The 16,442-nt window shown below is 61.0% G+C and carries 17 protein-coding genes; 6 read left to right on the plus strand and 11 right to left on the minus strand.

What is annotated here, in order from left to right; translation table 11 throughout:
• Positions 1-13: 13 nt before the first annotated feature.
• On the minus strand, positions 14-997 hold the full coding sequence (locus HJC00_RS06355; protein WP_210629758.1) for a sugar-binding transcriptional regulator: 984 nt from the start codon (positions 995-997) through the stop codon (positions 14-16).
• A gap of 426 nt (positions 998-1,423) precedes the next feature.
• Here HJC00_RS06355 and tal point away from each other — a divergent pair, with 426 nt between their 5' ends.
• Together tal and HJC00_RS06365 are read left to right on the plus strand one after the other, a co-directional pair.
• The gene (gene tal / locus HJC00_RS06360; protein ID WP_210629759.1) at positions 1,424-2,389 is read left to right on the plus strand and encodes a transaldolase; all 966 of its coding nucleotides are present in this window, start codon (positions 1,424-1,426) and stop codon (positions 2,387-2,389) included.
• Positions 2,390-2,481: 92 nt separating this feature from the next.
• Entirely contained in the window at positions 2,482-3,156 is a 675-nt protein-coding gene (locus HJC00_RS06365) for a DUF1345 domain-containing protein (protein ID WP_221163777.1), read from the plus strand.
• Here the strand turns inward: HJC00_RS06365 and HJC00_RS06370 are convergent.
• Both HJC00_RS06370 and HJC00_RS06375 read right to left on the minus strand, forming a co-directional pair.
• Entirely contained in the window at positions 3,153-3,950 is a 798-nt protein-coding gene (locus tag HJC00_RS06370) for an anti-sigma factor (protein WP_221163778.1), read from the minus strand. The genes HJC00_RS06365 and HJC00_RS06370 overlap by 4 nt on opposite strands.
• Positions 3,947-4,690 carry a sigma-70 family RNA polymerase sigma factor gene (locus tag HJC00_RS06375; RefSeq protein ID WP_221124197.1) on the minus strand — a complete coding sequence of 248 codons (744 nt, stop codon included), beginning with the start codon at positions 4,688-4,690 and terminating at the stop codon, positions 3,947-3,949. Before HJC00_RS06375 ends, HJC00_RS06370 begins: the two co-directional genes overlap by 4 nt.
• Before the next feature lie 300 nt (positions 4,691-4,990).
• Here HJC00_RS06375 and HJC00_RS06380 point away from each other — a divergent pair, with 300 nt between their 5' ends.
• From HJC00_RS06380 to HJC00_RS06390, 3 genes are all read left to right on the plus strand, one after another.
• Positions 4,991-5,965 (plus strand): MBL fold metallo-hydrolase, encoded by a 975-nt coding sequence (locus HJC00_RS06380; RefSeq protein WP_221122967.1) that lies wholly within the window; start codon positions 4,991-4,993, stop codon positions 5,963-5,965.
• A 20-nt stretch (positions 5,966-5,985) separates the two neighbouring features.
• Positions 5,986-6,450 carry a tetratricopeptide repeat protein gene (locus tag HJC00_RS06385; RefSeq protein ID WP_221146352.1) on the plus strand — a complete coding sequence of 155 codons (465 nt, stop codon included), beginning with the start codon at positions 5,986-5,988 and terminating at the stop codon, positions 6,448-6,450.
• Between the two features lie 62 nt (positions 6,451-6,512).
• Positions 6,513-6,956 (plus strand): DoxX family protein, encoded by a 444-nt coding sequence (locus HJC00_RS06390; protein WP_221154488.1) that lies wholly within the window; start codon positions 6,513-6,515, stop codon positions 6,954-6,956.
• Between the two features lie 82 nt (positions 6,957-7,038).
• Here HJC00_RS06390 and HJC00_RS06395 read toward each other — a convergent pair whose 3' ends face one another.
• From HJC00_RS06395 to HJC00_RS06425, 7 genes are all read right to left on the minus strand, one after another.
• Positions 7,039-7,212, minus strand: a complete 174-nt coding sequence (locus tag HJC00_RS06395; RefSeq protein WP_004678026.1) for a DUF1328 domain-containing protein — start codon at positions 7,210-7,212, stop codon at positions 7,039-7,041.
• Positions 7,213-7,330: 118 nt separating this feature from the next.
• Positions 7,331-8,758 (minus strand): gamma-aminobutyraldehyde dehydrogenase, encoded by a 1,428-nt coding sequence (locus HJC00_RS06400; protein WP_210629765.1) that lies wholly within the window; start codon positions 8,756-8,758, stop codon positions 7,331-7,333.
• 13 nt (positions 8,759-8,771) lie between these two features.
• Positions 8,772-9,584, minus strand: coding sequence for an ABC transporter permease (locus HJC00_RS06405; RefSeq protein WP_221154493.1), 813 nt, complete (start codon positions 9,582-9,584; stop codon positions 8,772-8,774).
• Positions 9,574-10,536 (minus strand): ABC transporter permease, encoded by a 963-nt coding sequence (locus tag HJC00_RS06410; protein ID WP_221146356.1) that lies wholly within the window; start codon positions 10,534-10,536, stop codon positions 9,574-9,576. The genes HJC00_RS06405 and HJC00_RS06410 overlap by 11 nt, the downstream gene beginning before the upstream one ends.
• Entirely contained in the window at positions 10,533-11,519 is a 987-nt protein-coding gene (locus HJC00_RS06415) for an ABC transporter ATP-binding protein (protein ID WP_210629768.1), read from the minus strand. The genes HJC00_RS06410 and HJC00_RS06415 overlap by 4 nt, the downstream gene beginning before the upstream one ends.
• A gap of 213 nt (positions 11,520-11,732) precedes the next feature.
• Positions 11,733-12,893, minus strand: coding sequence for an ABC transporter substrate-binding protein (locus tag HJC00_RS06420; protein WP_210629769.1), 1,161 nt, complete (start codon positions 12,891-12,893; stop codon positions 11,733-11,735).
• Between the two features lie 118 nt (positions 12,894-13,011).
• Positions 13,012-13,920, minus strand: coding sequence for a LysR family transcriptional regulator (locus HJC00_RS06425; RefSeq protein ID WP_210629770.1), 909 nt, complete (start codon positions 13,918-13,920; stop codon positions 13,012-13,014).
• 179 nt (positions 13,921-14,099) lie between these two features.
• Between HJC00_RS06425 and HJC00_RS06430 the strand changes: the two genes are divergently transcribed.
• Complete coding sequence (locus tag HJC00_RS06430; protein ID WP_210629771.1) at positions 14,100-14,861, plus strand: hypothetical protein; 762 nt, start codon at positions 14,100-14,102, stop codon at positions 14,859-14,861.
• Positions 14,862-14,928: 67 nt separating this feature from the next.
• Here the strand turns inward: HJC00_RS06430 and lysS are convergent, their stop codons facing one another.
• Complete coding sequence (gene lysS / locus HJC00_RS06435) at positions 14,929-16,425, minus strand: lysine--tRNA ligase (RefSeq protein WP_210629772.1); 1,497 nt, start codon at positions 16,423-16,425, stop codon at positions 14,929-14,931.
• Positions 16,426-16,442 lie beyond the last annotated feature (17 nt).

Below are 16,442 nucleotides of genomic sequence, written 5' to 3' on the forward strand. Positions count from 1 at the left end.
ATCACGGCGCGCTTCAGGCCTGTTCGGCCAGATCAAGCAATGCTCGCGCCGCACCTTCATCGGTGATCAGCGTATTGCAGCCGATGCGCTTGATCGTGGCGCGGATGGCGGTGGCCCGGTGGGCGCCGCCGGAGGAAAGCACGATGTGCTTGGCCTCTTTCAACATATCGAGGTCGACGGACATCACGCGCTGGTTGATCGAGTGGTCGACCGAATTGCCGTCCCTGTCGAGGAAGTTGAACATGGTGTCGCAGACGCAGCCGGCATTGATCAGCTCGCGCAACTCGGCCTTCGATATCCAGCCTTCCGATAGCGAGGTCGAGTGCGGCCCGATATCACCGCAGCTGACGATCGCGAGATCGAGGTTCTCGGCGAGACGGTAAATCGTGTCCAACCCGCATTTGTCGATCAGATTGCGTTTGGTTTCGATGGAATCGACGAGAAGCGGCGCCAGGAACATGTAACATTCGGCGCCGAGCTGATTGGCCAGCCGCCAGGTGTAATCGATCGGGTTCGTCTGGTGCACGGCAACGATGCCGCCGAGCAGCGAAACGACCTTGCAATTGGCGCGGCGTGGCGGCCGGAAGCTCGCCAGCGAAGCGGTCATGGTGCGGCCCCAGCCGACGCCGATTGTATAGTCGTCGGGGATGGCTTCGGAGAGGAACTGGCCAAGCGCCAAGCCGACATTCTTTGCCAGCGAATCGACATCGCAATGAACCGGCGCAGGCACGACGATCGCCTCGTCAAGGCCATAGGCGCGCTCCAGCTTGACGGACAGCTCGACGCATTCGCCGATCGAATCGTTGATCCAGATCTGGACTTCGCTGCGTTTCATCGACTCGTCGAGCAGGCGGATCACCGTTGTCCGGCTGATGCCGAGCTGTTCGGCGACGTCTTTCTGGGTCAGGCCTTCATTGTAATAGAGCCATGCGGCCCTCAGCCGCAGCGAGGACGCTTCCGAATAGGCGGTATGGGTGCCGCGTTTGAGCTTGACCACGTCTCCTCCCGCAGGATTTTCGCCTAAGTCCCTTGTGGGACGAAAGGCTGCGCCTGTGCGTTTGTCGCCGGGATAATGACGGGTGTGACACTTATGTCAATCGGAATGCACAAATGTCCTTGACTTTTCCTTGCGCGAACGGCGATAGTCCTCGCGACACGAAGTCGTCCCTGTCCCGTTCGAGGAGGACATAGTGCGGGCATGCCGAAAGTCACGATCGGTCTCCGAGCCGCAGGCGACCCCGCTTGTGTTCGAGGAGCCGTTCGACTGCATCAGGAACATGGCCAGTGTGCTTCACGTTTATGAATCATCCGTGACGGTTGCGCCTGTCCTTCACCGCTGGATGCAGGCCGTTTGTCCCCAGATCACCTTTGCCGGGCGGAACGCGCCGGCCCCGCAGCCCAAGTTCAACAAGGATTATTGACCATGACATCCAAGCTTGACCAACTTCGCGAGATTACCACCGTCGTCGCGGATACCGGCGACATCGAGGCTGTCGCGCGCCTGAAGCCTGTGGATTGCACGACCAATCCGAGCATCGTGCTGAAGGCATTGGGTACGCCGATGTTTGCCGACGCCATCAAGGAAGCCGTCGCCTGGGGCAAGAAGCAGGGCGGCAATCCGGAAGCGGTCTCCTCGGCCGTCGCCGATCGCCTCGCGATATCCGTCGGCGCCGCGCTGGTGAAGCTCGTCCCGGGCCGCGTCTCGACCGAGGTCGACGCCGATCTCTCCTTCGATACCGAGGCTTCGCTTGCCAAGGCACGTTCGATCATCGCCGCCTACAAGGACCGCGGCATCGATCGGGACCGCATCCTCATCAAGCTCGCTTCCACCTGGGAAGGCATTCGTGCCGCGGAAGTGCTGCAGAAGGAAGGCATCGACTGCAATCTGACGCTTCTGTTCAGCAAGGCCCAGGCGATTGCTTGCGCCGATGCCAAGGTGTTCCTGATCTCCCCCTTCGTCGGCCGCATCCTCGACTGGTACAAGAAGTCGACCGGCAAGGACTACACCGCCGAGGAAGATCCGGGCGTCATCTCCGTTCGCGAGATCTACAATTACTACAAGGCGAACGATATCAAGACGATCGTCATGGGTGCCTCCTTCCGCAACGCCGGCGAGATCGAAGCCCTTGCCGGCTGCGACCGGCTGACCATCAGCCCGGCGCTGCTCGACGAACTTTCCAAGGATGACGGCAAACTGGAGCGCAAGCTCTCGCCGGAAAGCCGCAAACCCGATGCCAAGGTCTCGGTCGACGAAAAGACCTTCCGCTGGATGATGAACGAGGACGCGATGGCGACGGAAAAGCTCGCCGAAGGCATCCGCGCCTTCGCCAAAGACCTGACGACGCTGCGCACCATGGTGCAGAAGGAACTGCAGCTCGCCGCCGCGTGATAGAGCACCTCAAGGATCGAAGGCGCGGATGCCGGCTGGCAACCGCGCCTTTTTCATGCTCTTATCAATGACATATGCTGTCGGAGACCGATATGGCGGAGGAGGAACCGGAAAGTTCGCCTGTGGCACTTGCACTTGCCCGCAAGCACGCAAGCTTCATCATCGCCGCTGTTGCTGGACTGGTGGTCTTCTTGGCTGTCACCTCGCGGGAGGTCAGCGCCGGCAATATCCTGTTCGGCTGGAATATCAGCGCCATTGTTTTTGTCGCGCTCAGCTGGCGCAAGATGCTGCGGGCGACGGTCGAAACGATCCGGAAACGCTCCGCCGATCTCGATTTTTCGGATACCGTTTTGCTGTCCCTTTCGATCGGCGCTGCGCTTGCGAGCATCGCCGGCATCGGCACCGAGCTTCATTCGATCAAGGAGGCGCCACCTGACGTCGCGCTGACGCGGGCGGGTGCCGCGGTGCTGACGATCCTGATCTCCTGGATTTTTCTGCATACGCTTTTCACCATCCACTATGCCCATTACTTTTATGGCGGGGCGGACGAAGAGAGCGGCCTCAAATTTCCCGACGGAATCGAAGAGCCCGGCTATTGGGACTTCCTCTATTTCTCCTTCACCATCGGCGTTGCCGCGCAGACCGCGGATGTCGGGGTCAGTTCGACCAGCATGCGCAAGCTAACATTGCTGCATGCCGTGCTGTCGTTCCTGTTCAACACGACGATCCTGGCGCTGGCGATCAATGTCGGCGCAAGCCTGCTTTAACCCCTTGCCGCCTTCCTGAAGAGCGCCTCGAACTCGGCCAGATCGCCGGCGGCGACATCTGAAATCGCTGAGAAAACGAGCCCGCCATCCGACCATTGCTCCATATTGTAGCCGTCATGCACGGCTGTCGTCTCTGCGGCCGATCCTGCGGGCCAAACGAACAGGTTGATGACATGGCCGTGGCGCCGATAGACGAGGGCCGCAACGGCGCGACCACCGAGATAGTCGACCCGCCCGCCGATCAGTGGAAAGCCGTCCTTGGATAGGTCGCTGACCGGCGGTGAAAAATCGAGCTTGCCGTTGAACCACGGTTTTACCGTATGCTGATCCGAGGTCAGCACGTCGGTCAGATGGTCTGCCATCATCGACCTGATATGGCTTGAAAGGATCTGTTCCTGCAGAAGCGCGGTCTGAGACGGTGCGTTAACGAACAGGAAGGCGCCGACCGCCAATGCCGCGAGTGAAGGAACGAAGCTCCATTGCCGGAAGAAAACCAGGGCGCGGCGCCATCCGGCCACCCGGCGTGGCAACGGCAGGCCGGATGTTGTCGCCTGTTCAAACGACAGCATCGACAGGACATGTGAACGCAGCGCTTTGGGCGGCCGCCATTTGACGCCATCTTGATCGATGATCTCTCTCACGGCCTGAACCCTTTCCACCTCCGCTCTGCAATCCGTACAGGCAGCAAGATGATCCTCGAATTGTGCCGCGTGGTCTGAATCGAGTTCGCCATCGACAAAGCCATGCAGCATGACACGCCATTCCGGGCAGCCTTTTTGGTGCGTGTCGCTCATCCTGCAATCTCGCCTTTGTCGCATGCGTGCCAGGCTTCACCAAATTCATGCCGCGCCCTTGCAAGCCTCGACATGACAGTGCCGATCGGCGCGTCGATGATTTCGGCGATCTGCCGGTAGGAGAGATCCTCAAGCTCCCGCAAGACGAGGATTTCCCGCATTGCCTCGGGGAGCCGACTAATGACAGCGCGCACGCGCTGCTGTTCACTTCGCCGGATCGTCGCCGCCTCTGGCGAATCCTCCTCCGAGGCGATCTCGTTCTCACCTGTTTCATCGTCGTCGCCATCACTCAGATGCCGCTCGAACCGCGCCTTGCGGCGATCCTGCTGGCGCCAGGCATGGCAACAGTTTCTCACGATGGCAAAGAGCCAGGCGCGCGGATCGCCACCGCGATAGCTATCGAAGTTGCGGAAGGCACGCAGGAATGCATCCTGGACGATATCTTGCGCCGCATCCGCGTCGCGGCTGAGGAAGCGGGCAAAATTATAGGCAGCGTCAAGGTGCGGAACGATCAAGTTCTGAAAGCGCTGCATGAGTTCACGCTGCGCGCTCACATCGGCCGCCGAAGCAACCTGCTCGCCGCTCGACTTTTCCGAGACCATAGGGTGGAACAACCGCGCTGCGCTGTCGAGAAGCAAGGCCAGCGGCGATGGTCGAAGACGGTCCTTCCAATGTCGCCACGCCAACGGCAACCACTCGTTTGATCCGATGGGATTGGTGATCTGAGCGTCTGTCATCATCCTCCCCTGCCTCAATAGTAGCCGAATTTAAAAGCGAGATCCTCAGGCATGGAGTGCGGTCCCTTGCCGTCTAGACCGACCGGCACGCGGTTTTATTCCAACCGAAGCCAATTTATTGGCACGTGGCCGGACAGCCGGCCGGGGCGATAGAAATGACGATGTCTTTTCAAGCGCTTGAACAAACGACGCTCGAGATCGGGAATAAGCGCGTCCGGCTGGCGATCTAGTTCATCAGCGAGGGAATCCGAATAATTGCGGTCTTCGCCAGCTGAAATCTCATCGACAAGAGGAGGCATATCCATGTTTAACATGTCACGTCGCGCCGTCCTTGGATCGGCTGCCGCGGCAGCTGCATTCGGGCTGTCGTCGAAGCTCGAATTCGTCGGGCCGGCGCTCGCCGCAACAACGCTGGAGCCGACCGTCGGCTTCTACAAATATCAGGTCGGCGATGTCGAGGTCACGGCGGTCTACGACGGAATCTGGAAAAAACCGCATGACCCGACCTTCATCAAGAATGCCTCGATCGAGGATACCAAGGAAGCGCTTTTCAAGGCAGGGCTTACGACCGAATTCATGCCGATCCCGCTGACGGTGGTCGTCCTGAAACTCGGCAACCGGCTGATCATGATGGACGCCGGCTCGGGCGTCGGTCAATGGCAGGCAAATGCCACACATCTGCCGGCGAATATGGCAGCCGCCGGCATCGATTATAAGAGGATCGACACGATCATGCTCTCGCATTTCCACCCGGATCACGTCTGGGGATTGATGGAAAAGGGAACGAACGATCCCGTCTTTCCGAACGCCGAACTCATCGTCAATGCCATCGAATATAACTGGTGGACGGAGCCCGGCCGGGTCGAGAAGCTTGCCGAAGGCCGCAGGCCGGCCGGCAAGCGCATCGCCGAGGTCTTTCCGAAATGGAAGAACTGGAAACTGGTGGACGAGGGTGCCGAGGTTGCGCCCGGCGTTCGGCTTCTTGCTGCGCCAGGCCATACACCGGGTCATTCGACCTATCTTGTCGCCTCCGGCAGCAAGCAACTGCTTGTCTCGGCCGATATCATGTACGTGCCGGCGCTGCTTGCGCCGCACCCCGACTGGCAGGGCAGTTATGATCAGGATGGGCCGGCGGCCATCGACACCCGCCGCCGTCTGATCGACCGCATCATTGCCGACAATATCGCCATTTGCGGCTCGCATTTCCCCTTCCCCGGCTCGGGCACCTTCGTCAAGGACGGAAGCGCCTATGGCTTTACGCCGACAGTCCAGGCCTGAAAGGCCGAATGGAGATCATCATGATGAAATATCTCATTCTCGGATTCATCTGGCTCTGCGCCATATCCGCGGGCTTCTCCGCGGTGACGGCGCTTCCCGCTTTTGCTGTCGATAATATGGAATCGACGGACGCTCCCGATTTGACGTCGGTACGCGCCAAGATCGATGCCAAGGATTATGCCGGCGCCCTGGCGGAGCTTCGCGGTCTTGCCGAAGACAATCAACAGGCAGATGTCTATAATCTTATGGGGTATACGCTGCGCAAGACCGGCGACTACAGAACGTCGCTGACCTACTACACCAAAGCACTTGAGCTTCAACCCGATCACAAGGCTGCGCGTGAATATCTCGGCGAGCTCTTTGCCGAAACGGGCGAGATGGCGAAGGCGGAGGAGCAGCTATCATCGCTGAAGCAACTTTGCCCAAGCGGCTGCGAAGAACTCGAAGACCTGCAAAAGGCCATCGCTGCCAAGGGTGGCAACTGACGAGTCCATGAACGTGAGAACGGGCGGCCAAGCCGCCTGTTCTCTGCAAATCGGAGGGTGTAATGGATAGCGCCGCAAGCCGGTCTCAACTGGCCGATTTCATTCTTCTCCTGGGCAGGCTGCTCCTGTCGCTGATCTTCCTGCATGAAGGTTCGGTGCTCGCATCAGATATCAGCGCGACCGTCGACACTTTCGCAAAACTGGGGCTTGCCACGCCGGTTGCATTTGCTGTCATAGCACTTCAGCTCGGCGCCGGCCTTTCCATTGCCGCGGGTTTCCTCAGTCGGCTTGGCGCGTTAGCGCTGGCCTTCTTCTGCCTGGCGACCGCCTTGATGTTTCACACGAATTTTGACAGCCAGAACGAGCTCCTGCATTTCGAGAAGGATCTGGCGATTGCCGGCGGCGTGTTCGTCCTGGTGGCTTCGGGGGCGGGGTCGATATCGATCGACAACCTGCTGAGAAAGCGGGGTAGCAGCCTTCATCCCTGGCTGAGGGCGATGATGTAGCCAATTGGCTGCAAGCTTTTGCGCGCCATGAACATTCCGCGGCTCCGAGCCGCGGAATTGCTCCGGGTTGTGCGGTGCTCGGTTACAAGACCGCCTGGCCGGCCATCAACGCCAGAACCAGGAAGATCAGGAAAATCACCAGCGCGATACCGAAGAGCACGCGGGCGATGGTCGCTGTGGCGGCGGAAACGCCGGAGAAGCCAAAGAAGCCGGCGATGATCGAAATAACGAAGAATATCAGAGCCCATTTCAGCATGACACATCATCCTTTGCGTTTGCCTGAGAAGACGCGGCAACCGGGAAATTGTTCCACTACGCGCGAAATCGGATGATGTTCTCTGCCATTGGCCTCTATAATCCTGCCGGTTTCACCGTCAGCCATGATTGATCATCACGTGACGCACGGCGGTATAATCCTCCAGCGCATAGACCGACATGTCCTTGCCGTAGCCCGACTGTTTGAGGCCGCCATGCGGCATCTCGTTGACCAGCATGAAATGGGTGTTGATCCAGGTGCAGCCATATTGCAGGCGGGCGGCGGTCTTCATGCCGCGGCCGATATCCCTGGTCCAGACCGAGGAGGCGAGGCCGTAATCGCTGTCGTTCGCCCAGGCGATGGCATCATCGGCGTCGGAGAAGCGGGTGACCGAGACGACCGGGCCGAAGACCTCACGACGGACGATCTCGTCGTCCTGCAGGGCGCCTGATATGACGGTCGGGGTGAAGAAGAAGCCCTTGTCGCCGGAGACCTTGCCGCCGGTGGTGATTTCCATGTGCTTGTGCTCGGAAGCGCGGGCGACGAAGCTTTCGACGCGGTCACGCTGGCGCCTGGAGATCAGCGGACCGATCTCGTTTTCGGTATCGTCGGCCTGGTTGAAGCGGATGCTTGAGACGGCCGAAGAGAGATCTGCGACGAAATTGTCGTAGACCTTGGCGTCAGCATAGATGCGGCAGGCCGCGGTGCAGTCCTGACCGGCATTGTAATAGCCGAAGGTGCGGATGCCGGCGACGACGGCATCGATGTCGGCGTCGTCGAAGATGATAACCGGGGCCTTGCCGCCGAGTTCCAGATGAGTACGCTTCACGGTCTTGGCGGCGGCCTGCAGCACCTTCTTGCCGGTGGCGACATCGCCTGTTATCGAGACCATGTTGACCTTGGCATGGTTGATCAGCGCATTGCCGACGCTTTCGCCGCGGCCGAGGATGACATTGACGACGCCTTCGGGCAGGATGTCGGAAAGCAGCTTCGCCATCTTCAGCGCGGTCAGCGGCGTCTGCTCCGACGGCTTGAAGACGACGGTATTGCCGCCGGCGATTGCCGGCGCCAGCTTCCAGGCCATCATCATCAACGGATAGTTCCACGGCGCGATCGAGCCGACGATGCCGATTGGATCACGGCGGATCATCGAGGTGTGGCCGGGCAGGTATTCGCCCGCGGCCGGTCCGTGCAGGTTGCGCACTGCCCCCGCGAAGAAGCGGTAACAATCGACGATCGCCGGGATTTCATCGTTCAGCACTGAATTGATCGGCTTGCCGCAGTTCAGCGCTTCCAGCGCGGCGAAACCGGCGGCATCCTTCTCGATAGCGTCGGCGATCTTCAGCAGGTAACTCGAGCGTTCGGAAGGCGTCGTCTGCGACCAGCTCTTGAAGGCTTTTTCGGCGGCATCGACGGCGGCATCGACCTGGGAGAGCGAGGCTTCGGGAAGGTCGGTGACCGTCTCGCCAGTTTTCGGGTTCAGGATGTGCTCTTCCGTCTCCGTGCCTTTTTCGAAGCGGGAACCGATCAACATTTGCGTATCCATGATGTTCTCCCTGTTATTTGCCGGCGCCGGCGATCTGGTCGCCGTCGCGGGTGAGGTAATAGGCTGCCAGGATCGGCAGGAAGGTGACGAGCACCACGACCATGGCGACCACATTGGTGACGGGGCGCTGGCGCGGGCGGATGAGTTCTTCGAGCATCCAGATCGGCAGGGTCGATTGCTGACCGCCGGTGAAGGTGGTGACGATGACCTCATCGAAGGACAGGGCAAAAGCGAGCATGCCGCCGGCAAGCAAGGCGGTGCCGATATTCGGCAGGATGACATGGCGGAAGGTCTGGAAGCCGTCGGCGCCGAGATCCATCGAGGCTTCGATCAGCGAGCCGGAGGTGCGGCGGAAGCGGGCGACGGCGTTGTTGTAGACGACCACCACGCAGAAAGTGGCGTGGCCGAGCACGATGGTCCAGACCGAGAACGGGACGTCGAAGAGGCTGAAGGCGGAGCGCAGCGCTATGCCGGTGATGATGCCGGGAAGCGCGATCGGCAGGATGACCAGCAGCGAGATCGCCTCGCGGCCGAAGAACTTCGTCTGGCTGACGGCCGCGGCACAGAGCGTGCCGAGGATGAGCGCGATCGCGGTGGCGATGACGGCGACCTGCACGGAAAGGCCGAGCGCCGACCAGACGTCTGGCCGATTCCAGGCAACGGCGAACCATTGCAGCGTCAACGCGGGTGGCGGCCACTGATAGCTCTTCTCCTCCGTCGTGAAGGCATAGACGAAGATCAGCAGGATCGGCAGGTGCAGGAAGAGCAGCCCGCCTGCGGCGGCGATCTTCAGGGGCAGCGGCGATGTCTTGAGGTCAGAGCGCATCGAAGGCCCCCAGTCTTTTGGCGAGCGACAGATAAAGCGCCATGATGACGATTGGCACGACCGAGAAGGCGGCCGCCAGCGGCACGTTGCCGGCGGTTCCCTGCTGCGCATAAACGGCCTGGCCGATGAACAGCCTGGACGAGCCGATGATCTGTGGGATGATGTAATCGCCGAGGGTCAGCGAAAAGGTGAAAATCGAACCGGCGACGATGCCCGGCAGCGCCAAGGGCAACAGCACGGTGCGGAAGGTCTGGCGCGGTGTCGCGCCGAGATCCGCCGAGGCCTCGATCAGGTTGCCGGGCACACGCTCGAGCGCGGCCTGCGTTGGCAGGATCATGTAGGGCAGCCAGATATAGACAAAGACGATGAAGGTGCCGAGGTAGCTGACCGAAAGCGAATTGCCGCCGACGACGGGCAGGTTCAAGACGCCCTGGAGAAGCCAGGAGAGATGGAGCTGTTCGAAGATCCAGGTCAGGATGCCTTCCTTGGCGAGGATCAGCTTCCAGGCGTAGATCTTGACGAGATAGCTCGACCAGAGCGGCAGCATGACGCCGAGATAGAACAGCACCTTCCATTTGCCCTGCGCATAACGCGCCGCGTAGTAGGCGATCGGGAAGGCGATCAATGCAGAAGCGATGGTGACGAACGCGGCCATCATGACGGTGCGGATGATGATGTCGAAGTTCGTCGGGCTCAGAAGCTGGGCGTAGGTCGCAAGGGTGAATTCGTAATTCACCAGTCCGGAGAAATCGTCGATCGAGAAGAAACTCTGCAGAAGCAGGGCGATCAGCGAGCCGATATAGATGATGCCGAGCCAAAGCAGCGGTGGCGTCAGCATCAGGAAGAGCAGCAGTTTCGGGTGTCGCCAGAAGGCATCCGACATTCGGCCGAAGACGCCGCGGCGTGCCGGAAGGATCGATGTCTTGCCGTCGGAGATGATGAGTGCCGTCATGCCACATCGTCCATGTAGTGGATATCGGCGGGCTGCCAGGTGAGCCGGATGCCGGCGCCGACATCCGGCACAGGCGTGCCTGCCGGCAGCGTGACATGCAGCCGGCTGCCGCTCAGATCGACGCTGAGACGGGTGGCGGCGCCGAGGAAGCTCGCATGCTTGACCTTCGCCTCGATGCCATCGCTTGCCAGCCGGATCGCCTCGGGGCGCAGGCTCGCCCAGCGTTTCTCGCCGCCGAGCGCGGCCATCAGATCAGGCGCGATCACATTTGACGAGCCGACGAAATCGGCGACGAAGCGGGTCTTCGGGCAGCGGTAGATATCTTGCGGCGTGCCGTGCTGGACGATATTGCCATTGTTGAAGACAGCGACGCGATCGGCCATCGACAGCGCCTCGCCTTGATCATGGGTGACGAAGACAAAGGTGATGCCGAGCGCGCGCTGCAGGCTCTTCAATTCCTCCTGCATCTGCTCGCGCAGCTTCAGGTCCAGCGCACCGAGCGGCTCGTCGAGCAGCAGCACCTTCGGCTTATTGACCAGCGCGCGGGCGAGCGCCACGCGCTGCCGCTGGCCGCCGGAGAGCTGGCCGGGGCGGCGAGCGCCGTAGCCTGGCAGCTTGACAAGTTCGAGGGCATCGCTCGCCGCCTTCTTCCGCTCCGCCTTGCCGACGCCCTTGACCATCAGCCCGTAGGCGACATTGTCGAGAATGTTGAGATGCGGGAAGAGCGCGTAATCCTGGAAGACGGTGTTGACGTTGCGGCGGTAGGGCGGAATGCCGTCGGCCGTCTCTCCGAAAATCTGGATGTGGCCTGATGTCGGCTGTTCGAAGCCGGCGATCAATCTGAGGCACGTCGTCTTGCCGGAACCGGACGGCCCGAGCATGGCGAAGAACTCGCCCGGCGCGATCTCGAGATCGACACCGTCGACGGCGCGGACCTGGCCGAAATGGCGCGATACCTGCTGGAAACGGACGGCTGACGTCATGAGAGGACTCCGGGTCTTGTCTGTTTAAAGAGGGCTTGGTCCTGGCCAATATAGACCCCGCCCCAAGCCCCTCCCCAAGGGGGAGGGGCTTAACCCGCCGTACCCCTTCGCAAATACCTTGGTGTTTCGGCAGATTTGGCGGTGCCACTCTTAGCCGCTCCCCCTTGTGGGGAGGGGTTGGGGAGGGATTCTTACGCATACGATCGGATCGGCTCACCGTCCGCCGATCACGCCGATGTAATCCGACACCCAGCGGTGATAGGGCACGCATTCGTTCTGCGTTGCGCATTTGGCGACCGGGGTCTTCCAGAACTTGATCTTGTCAAAGTGATCGAAGCCGTTGGTGGCGCAGCCGGTTTCGCCCATCAGCTCGTTGCCCTTGCAGGCGGCGGGAACGGAGGGCACGGCGCCGAACCAGGCGGCGGCGTCGCCCTGGACCTTGGCCTGAAGGGAATGTTCCATCCACATGTAGGCGCAGTTCGGATGTTCGCTGTCGGCGTGCAGCATTGTCGTGTCGGCCCAGCCGGTGACGCCTTCATCCGGGAAGGTGGAGGCGATCTTCTGCTTGTCGGCCTGCAGCAGGTTGACCTGGAAGGGCCAGGAGCCGGAGGCGACGACACCTTCATTCTTGAAGTCGTCGATCTGGATCATCGCGTCGTGCCAGTAGCGCGAGACGAGCTTGCGCTGGCCGCGCAAAAGGTCGAGAGCGGCCTTGTACTGGTCTTCGGTGAGTTCATACGGGTCCTTGATGCCGAGATCCGGCTTGTGGGCCATCAGATACATGGCCGCATCGGCGATATAGATCGCGCCGTCATAGGCCTGCACGCGGCCCTTGTTCGACTTGCCGTCCGGCAGGGTCTGCTCCTCGAAGACGACGCCCCAACTGGTCGGCGCCTTGTCCTTGAAGGCATCGGTATTGTACATCAGCACGTTCGGTCCCCAGAGATAGGGCACGCCGTAATGTACGCCGCCGACCGTATACCACGGGCCCTCCTGCAGGCGCTTGTCGACATTTTTGAAGCTCGAAATCAGATCGGTATTGATCGGCTGGACACGCTTGCCGGCAATGAGGCGGAGCGACGCGTCACCAGATGCGGTGACGAGATCGAAACCGCCCTCGTTCATCAGCGACACCATTTCATCGGACGTGGCGGCCGTCTTGACGGACACTTTGCAGCCGGTCTCCTTTTCGAAGCCGGTGACCCAGTCGTAATTCTTGTCGGTTTCGCCGCGTTCGATGTAGCCGGCCCAAGCGACGATGCTGACCGCGCCTTCCCCCTTGCCCAAGGCCTTCAGCGGTTCGGCGGCGACCACCTGTGTCGCGAAGCTCAGGCAGGCGAGCGCTGCCGTGCAGGATTTCAACAGATTCGTCATCGTTCGTCTCCCGGTTTGGTGCCACTTTGTGGCAATTTGTTCCCGGCTGAAAAAGTGACGCGAAAAGCCCGGTTTCGCAAATTCATTTATCAGAAAGACGATATCGGGAATTCCGATATCAGCGGATTCGACCGGAACGCAGAGTTTCGGCGATGCCGACGAAATCGCGCGCCGCCTGCGGCAGGCTGGAGCCCTTGCGCCAGACCATGCCGACCTGGACCACCGGCAGCGAGCCGGAGACGTCGCGGCTCTCGATGCGGTCACCTTCGAGCGACCACGGGCGGTAGACGAGATCGGGAAGCAGCGCCACGCCGGCGCCCGTGGCCACCAGGCTGCGCACCGCTTCCACCGAACGGGTGCGGAAGGCGACATGCGGGCGGGCGCCGAGTGCGGAGAGCAGTTTGCCGGTATTCTCCTCAATCTCGTCGACCGTCAGCATGATCAGCGGTTCGCGGGCGATATCGGCGACGGAGATGATATCGGCCGACACCAGCGGATGGCCCATCGGCAGCCAGAGGCGATAGGGCGAGGTTTCGAGGATTTCCGCCTGCAGCGCCATGCGGTCGCGCAGATTGGATATCACCATCACCGCCACGTCGAGTTCGCCGCCGACCAGGAGATGTTCGAGGTAGCCGCCATTGTCCTCGATGGCGCTGACTTCGATGCCCGGGCAGGCGCGCCGGTATCGCGCCAGCAGATCGGAGAGCACATAGCCGGCGACAAGCGAGGTGACGCCGATGTTCAACGTGCCGGAGAGAGCACTCTGCTGGCCGGAGAAGCTGGTTCGCGCATCGGAGACGGAGGCGAGAATCTTGGTCGCGTGACGGAGGAACTGATGTCCGTTGTGGGTGATCGTCAGGCCGCGCGGATGGCGCTCGAAGAGTTCGACGCCGAGATCAGTTTCGAGCTCCTTCAGCGCTTCCGTCACCGAGGATTGGGAGATCGAAAGGTTCTGCGCGGCTCGCGTCACCGAACCCTGTTCGGCGACGGCCACGAAGTATTGGATCTGGCGAAGCGTGAAGGCCATGGGCGTTTAGAGCATGGCGGAATGTGCCATGGCAAGCAGCCGATAAATTCGGACCTTTTTTGGGATTTTCCTGAAATGGAGCGAGCTCGGCGCAGCCACTTAAACTTTCCGAAACGTCATTTCCCTAGCATTCTCAGCACCTGTCCTGCGTTGGAGTTTGAGATGGCGGAGCAGTTGGCGTGAAGGCCTTACTGCGCATATTCCGGCCTTCCCGGAAATTGGCAATCATCATCGGCGGAGTCGCGCTTCTGGCGGGCGTTTCCGGCGGCGCGGCGCTTTATGTCGGCAAGGACAGGCTGGTCGGCGTCTCTGGTGGCGGTCATGGGCTCGAATGCAGCGACGTCAACCTCGTGACGATCAGGAAGCAGGATCATGTCTGGGTCCGCAAATACATCAAGACCGAACCGACCGATGGCATGACGCGGGTCAGGACTGCACTTCGTGTTGCCCAGGCCGTCTATGCCGCGCAGAAACCGGATCTGGTACAGGTGGTGGTGCTTGATGAGAACGGCCCGACGCTGCGTGCCGATATTCGCGGTCGGGCGATCGGAGCTGATGTCGTCTTCATCCCGCATCCGGACAAGACCGTTCCCGGCCTCGACGACAAGCGCTATACCGCACGCTACTATGACGGCAAGGCCAGCGAAAACGGGCTGTTCTTCGGCGAGCGCATCGAACTGCCGGCCGACGAGATCGCGATGATCAGCGCTTCGTTCAAGGATCCCGAGGATTGTGTCGATCCGGTCGCCGTTGCATCGACCAAGGGCGAGGCGACGGGCAAGAAGACTGAGGATAAGGACAACAAGGCCGAGGGCGGCGGACACGGCGCGGCACCGGCTGCCGAAAGCGAAGCGCCGCCAACTGCAGAGAGTCACGGCGCCGATGCGGTGGCCGAGGCGCCGGCCGAAGAGCCGCCGGCGCAAGCCCCCAAGGCCCACTGAACGGGCGGCATGTAAAAAGCGGAGCGCCGGCCGGCACCCCGCTTTGCATTTTCCGATTTTTTTCCTGTCAGTCGGCCTTGTTGCGGCGGGCCGGGAAGAGAATGACGTCGCGGATCGACGGAGCGTTGGTCAGAAGCATGATCAGCCGGTCGACGCCGATGCCGAGGCCGCCGGCAGGTGGCATGCCCTGGTCGATCGCGTCGAGGAATTCGTCGTCCAGCTGTTTTTCCTTCTCGCCGCGAGCGAGCGCCTGTTCCAGTTGCTCGACCATGCGGCGGCGCTGCTCTTCGGGATCGTTGAGCTCGGAGAAGGCGTTGCCGAGTTCCCAGGCGTTGCAATAGGTCTCGAAGCGTTCGACAAGCCGCGGCTCGCCCGGCACTTCCTTGGCGAAAGGCGAGATGTCCTTTGGGAAATGCGTGACGTGAGCCGGCTGAATCAGTGTCGCTTCCACCTTTTCCTCGAAGATGAAGGCGAGGCATTCGCCCCAGGTCCAGTCCTTCTCGACCGCAAAGCCGGCAGCCTTGGCGGCGGCGCGGGCTTCCTCATCGGTCTTGATGGCGAGGAAATCGATGCCGGTCGCTTTCTTGACGGCATCCGGCATCGGCACGCGCTTGAACGGTCCCTTGAAGGAGAGGCGCTTGTCGACGAAGTCGAATTCCGTGGTGCCGTGGATCGAGAGCGCCAGGGTCTCGAACAGCCGCTCGACGAGATCCATCATGTCCTCGTAATCGGCATAGGCCCAATAACACTCCATCATGGTGAATTCGGGATTGTGCCGAGTGGAAACGCCTTCGTTGCGGAAGTTGCGGTTGATCTCGAAGACCTTGTCGGTGAGGCCTGAAACCAGAGTGCGCTTCAGAAACAATTCCGGCGCGATGCGCAGGTACATGTCGAGCTTCAGCGTGTTGTGATGCGTCTTGAACGGCTCGGCGGTGGCGCCGCCATAGACGGAATGCAGCATCGGCGTCTCGACTTCCATGAAGCCGTCATTTTCCATGAAACGGCGGATGCCGGAGACGATCTTCGAGCGCTGCTGGAAGCGCAGCTTCGAATCCTCATTGGTCATGATGTCGAGATGGCGCTTGCGATAGCGCAGCTCGATGTCGGAGAGGCCGTGCCACTTCTCGGGCATCGGCAGCAGCGACTTGGTCAGCATTTCGATCTTCTGGGCGTTGATCGTCAGTTCGCCGCGCTTGGTGCGGCGCACGATGCCGGTGACGCCGATGATGTCGCCGATGTCGATCATCGGCAGCAGGTCGCGGGCCTCTTCCGGCGTCGTGTCCTTGTGGCTGAAGATCTGGATCTTGCCGGAAGCGTCGCGGATATCCATGAACATGCCGGAGTTGCGCGAGGAATAGACGCGGCCGGCGACGGTGACGACATCCTGCGTCTCGACGTCCGGTTCCAGAGATTCATACTTGGCGCCAAGCTCGGCATTGGTCAGCGTCCGGTGGAAATGCGCCGGATAGACCTCGCCGATCTGCTCGCGCAGCAGCTTCAGCTTCTGGGCGCGCACTTCGGTCGCGTCGGAGGAGAGGGTGTTTTCGGTCTTGTTGTCAGCCACTGTCGAAATCCTCTGAC

The organism is Rhizobium sp. NLR22b (assembly GCF_019685295.1).
Taxonomy (GTDB): domain Bacteria; phylum Pseudomonadota; class Alphaproteobacteria; order Rhizobiales; family Rhizobiaceae; genus Rhizobium.

Excerpts from the sequence above, each read along its gene's own strand:
- tal (WP_210629759.1), top strand. The coding sequence starts at position 1,424 with ATGACATCCAAGCTTGACCAACTTCGCGAGATTACCACCGTCGTCGCG.
- HJC00_RS06365 (WP_221163777.1), top strand. The coding sequence starts at position 2,482 with ATGGCGGAGGAGGAACCGGAAAGTTCGCCTGTGGCACTTGCACTTGCC.
- HJC00_RS06370 (WP_221163778.1), bottom strand. The coding sequence starts at position 3,950 with ATGAGCGACACGCACCAAAAAGGCTGCCCGGAATGGCGTGTCATGCTG.
- HJC00_RS06375 (WP_221124197.1), bottom strand. The coding sequence starts at position 4,690 with ATGATGACAGACGCTCAGATCACCAATCCCATCGGATCAAACGAGTGG.
- HJC00_RS06380 (WP_221122967.1), top strand. The coding sequence starts at position 4,991 with ATGTTTAACATGTCACGTCGCGCCGTCCTTGGATCGGCTGCCGCGGCA.
- HJC00_RS06385 (WP_221146352.1), top strand. The coding sequence starts at position 5,986 with ATGATGAAATATCTCATTCTCGGATTCATCTGGCTCTGCGCCATATCC.
- HJC00_RS06390 (WP_221154488.1), top strand. The coding sequence starts at position 6,513 with ATGGATAGCGCCGCAAGCCGGTCTCAACTGGCCGATTTCATTCTTCTC.
- HJC00_RS06395 (WP_004678026.1), bottom strand. The coding sequence starts at position 7,212 with ATGCTGAAATGGGCTCTGATATTCTTCGTTATTTCGATCATCGCCGGC.
- HJC00_RS06400 (WP_210629765.1), bottom strand. The coding sequence starts at position 8,758 with ATGGATACGCAAATGTTGATCGGTTCCCGCTTCGAAAAAGGCACGGAG.
- HJC00_RS06405 (WP_221154493.1), bottom strand. The coding sequence starts at position 9,584 with ATGCGCTCTGACCTCAAGACATCGCCGCTGCCCCTGAAGATCGCCGCC.
- HJC00_RS06410 (WP_221146356.1), bottom strand. The coding sequence starts at position 10,536 with ATGACGGCACTCATCATCTCCGACGGCAAGACATCGATCCTTCCGGCA.
- HJC00_RS06415 (WP_210629768.1), bottom strand. The coding sequence starts at position 11,519 with ATGACGTCAGCCGTCCGTTTCCAGCAGGTATCGCGCCATTTCGGCCAG.
- HJC00_RS06420 (WP_210629769.1), bottom strand. The coding sequence starts at position 12,893 with ATGACGAATCTGTTGAAATCCTGCACGGCAGCGCTCGCCTGCCTGAGC.
- HJC00_RS06425 (WP_210629770.1), bottom strand. The coding sequence starts at position 13,920 with ATGGCCTTCACGCTTCGCCAGATCCAATACTTCGTGGCCGTCGCCGAA.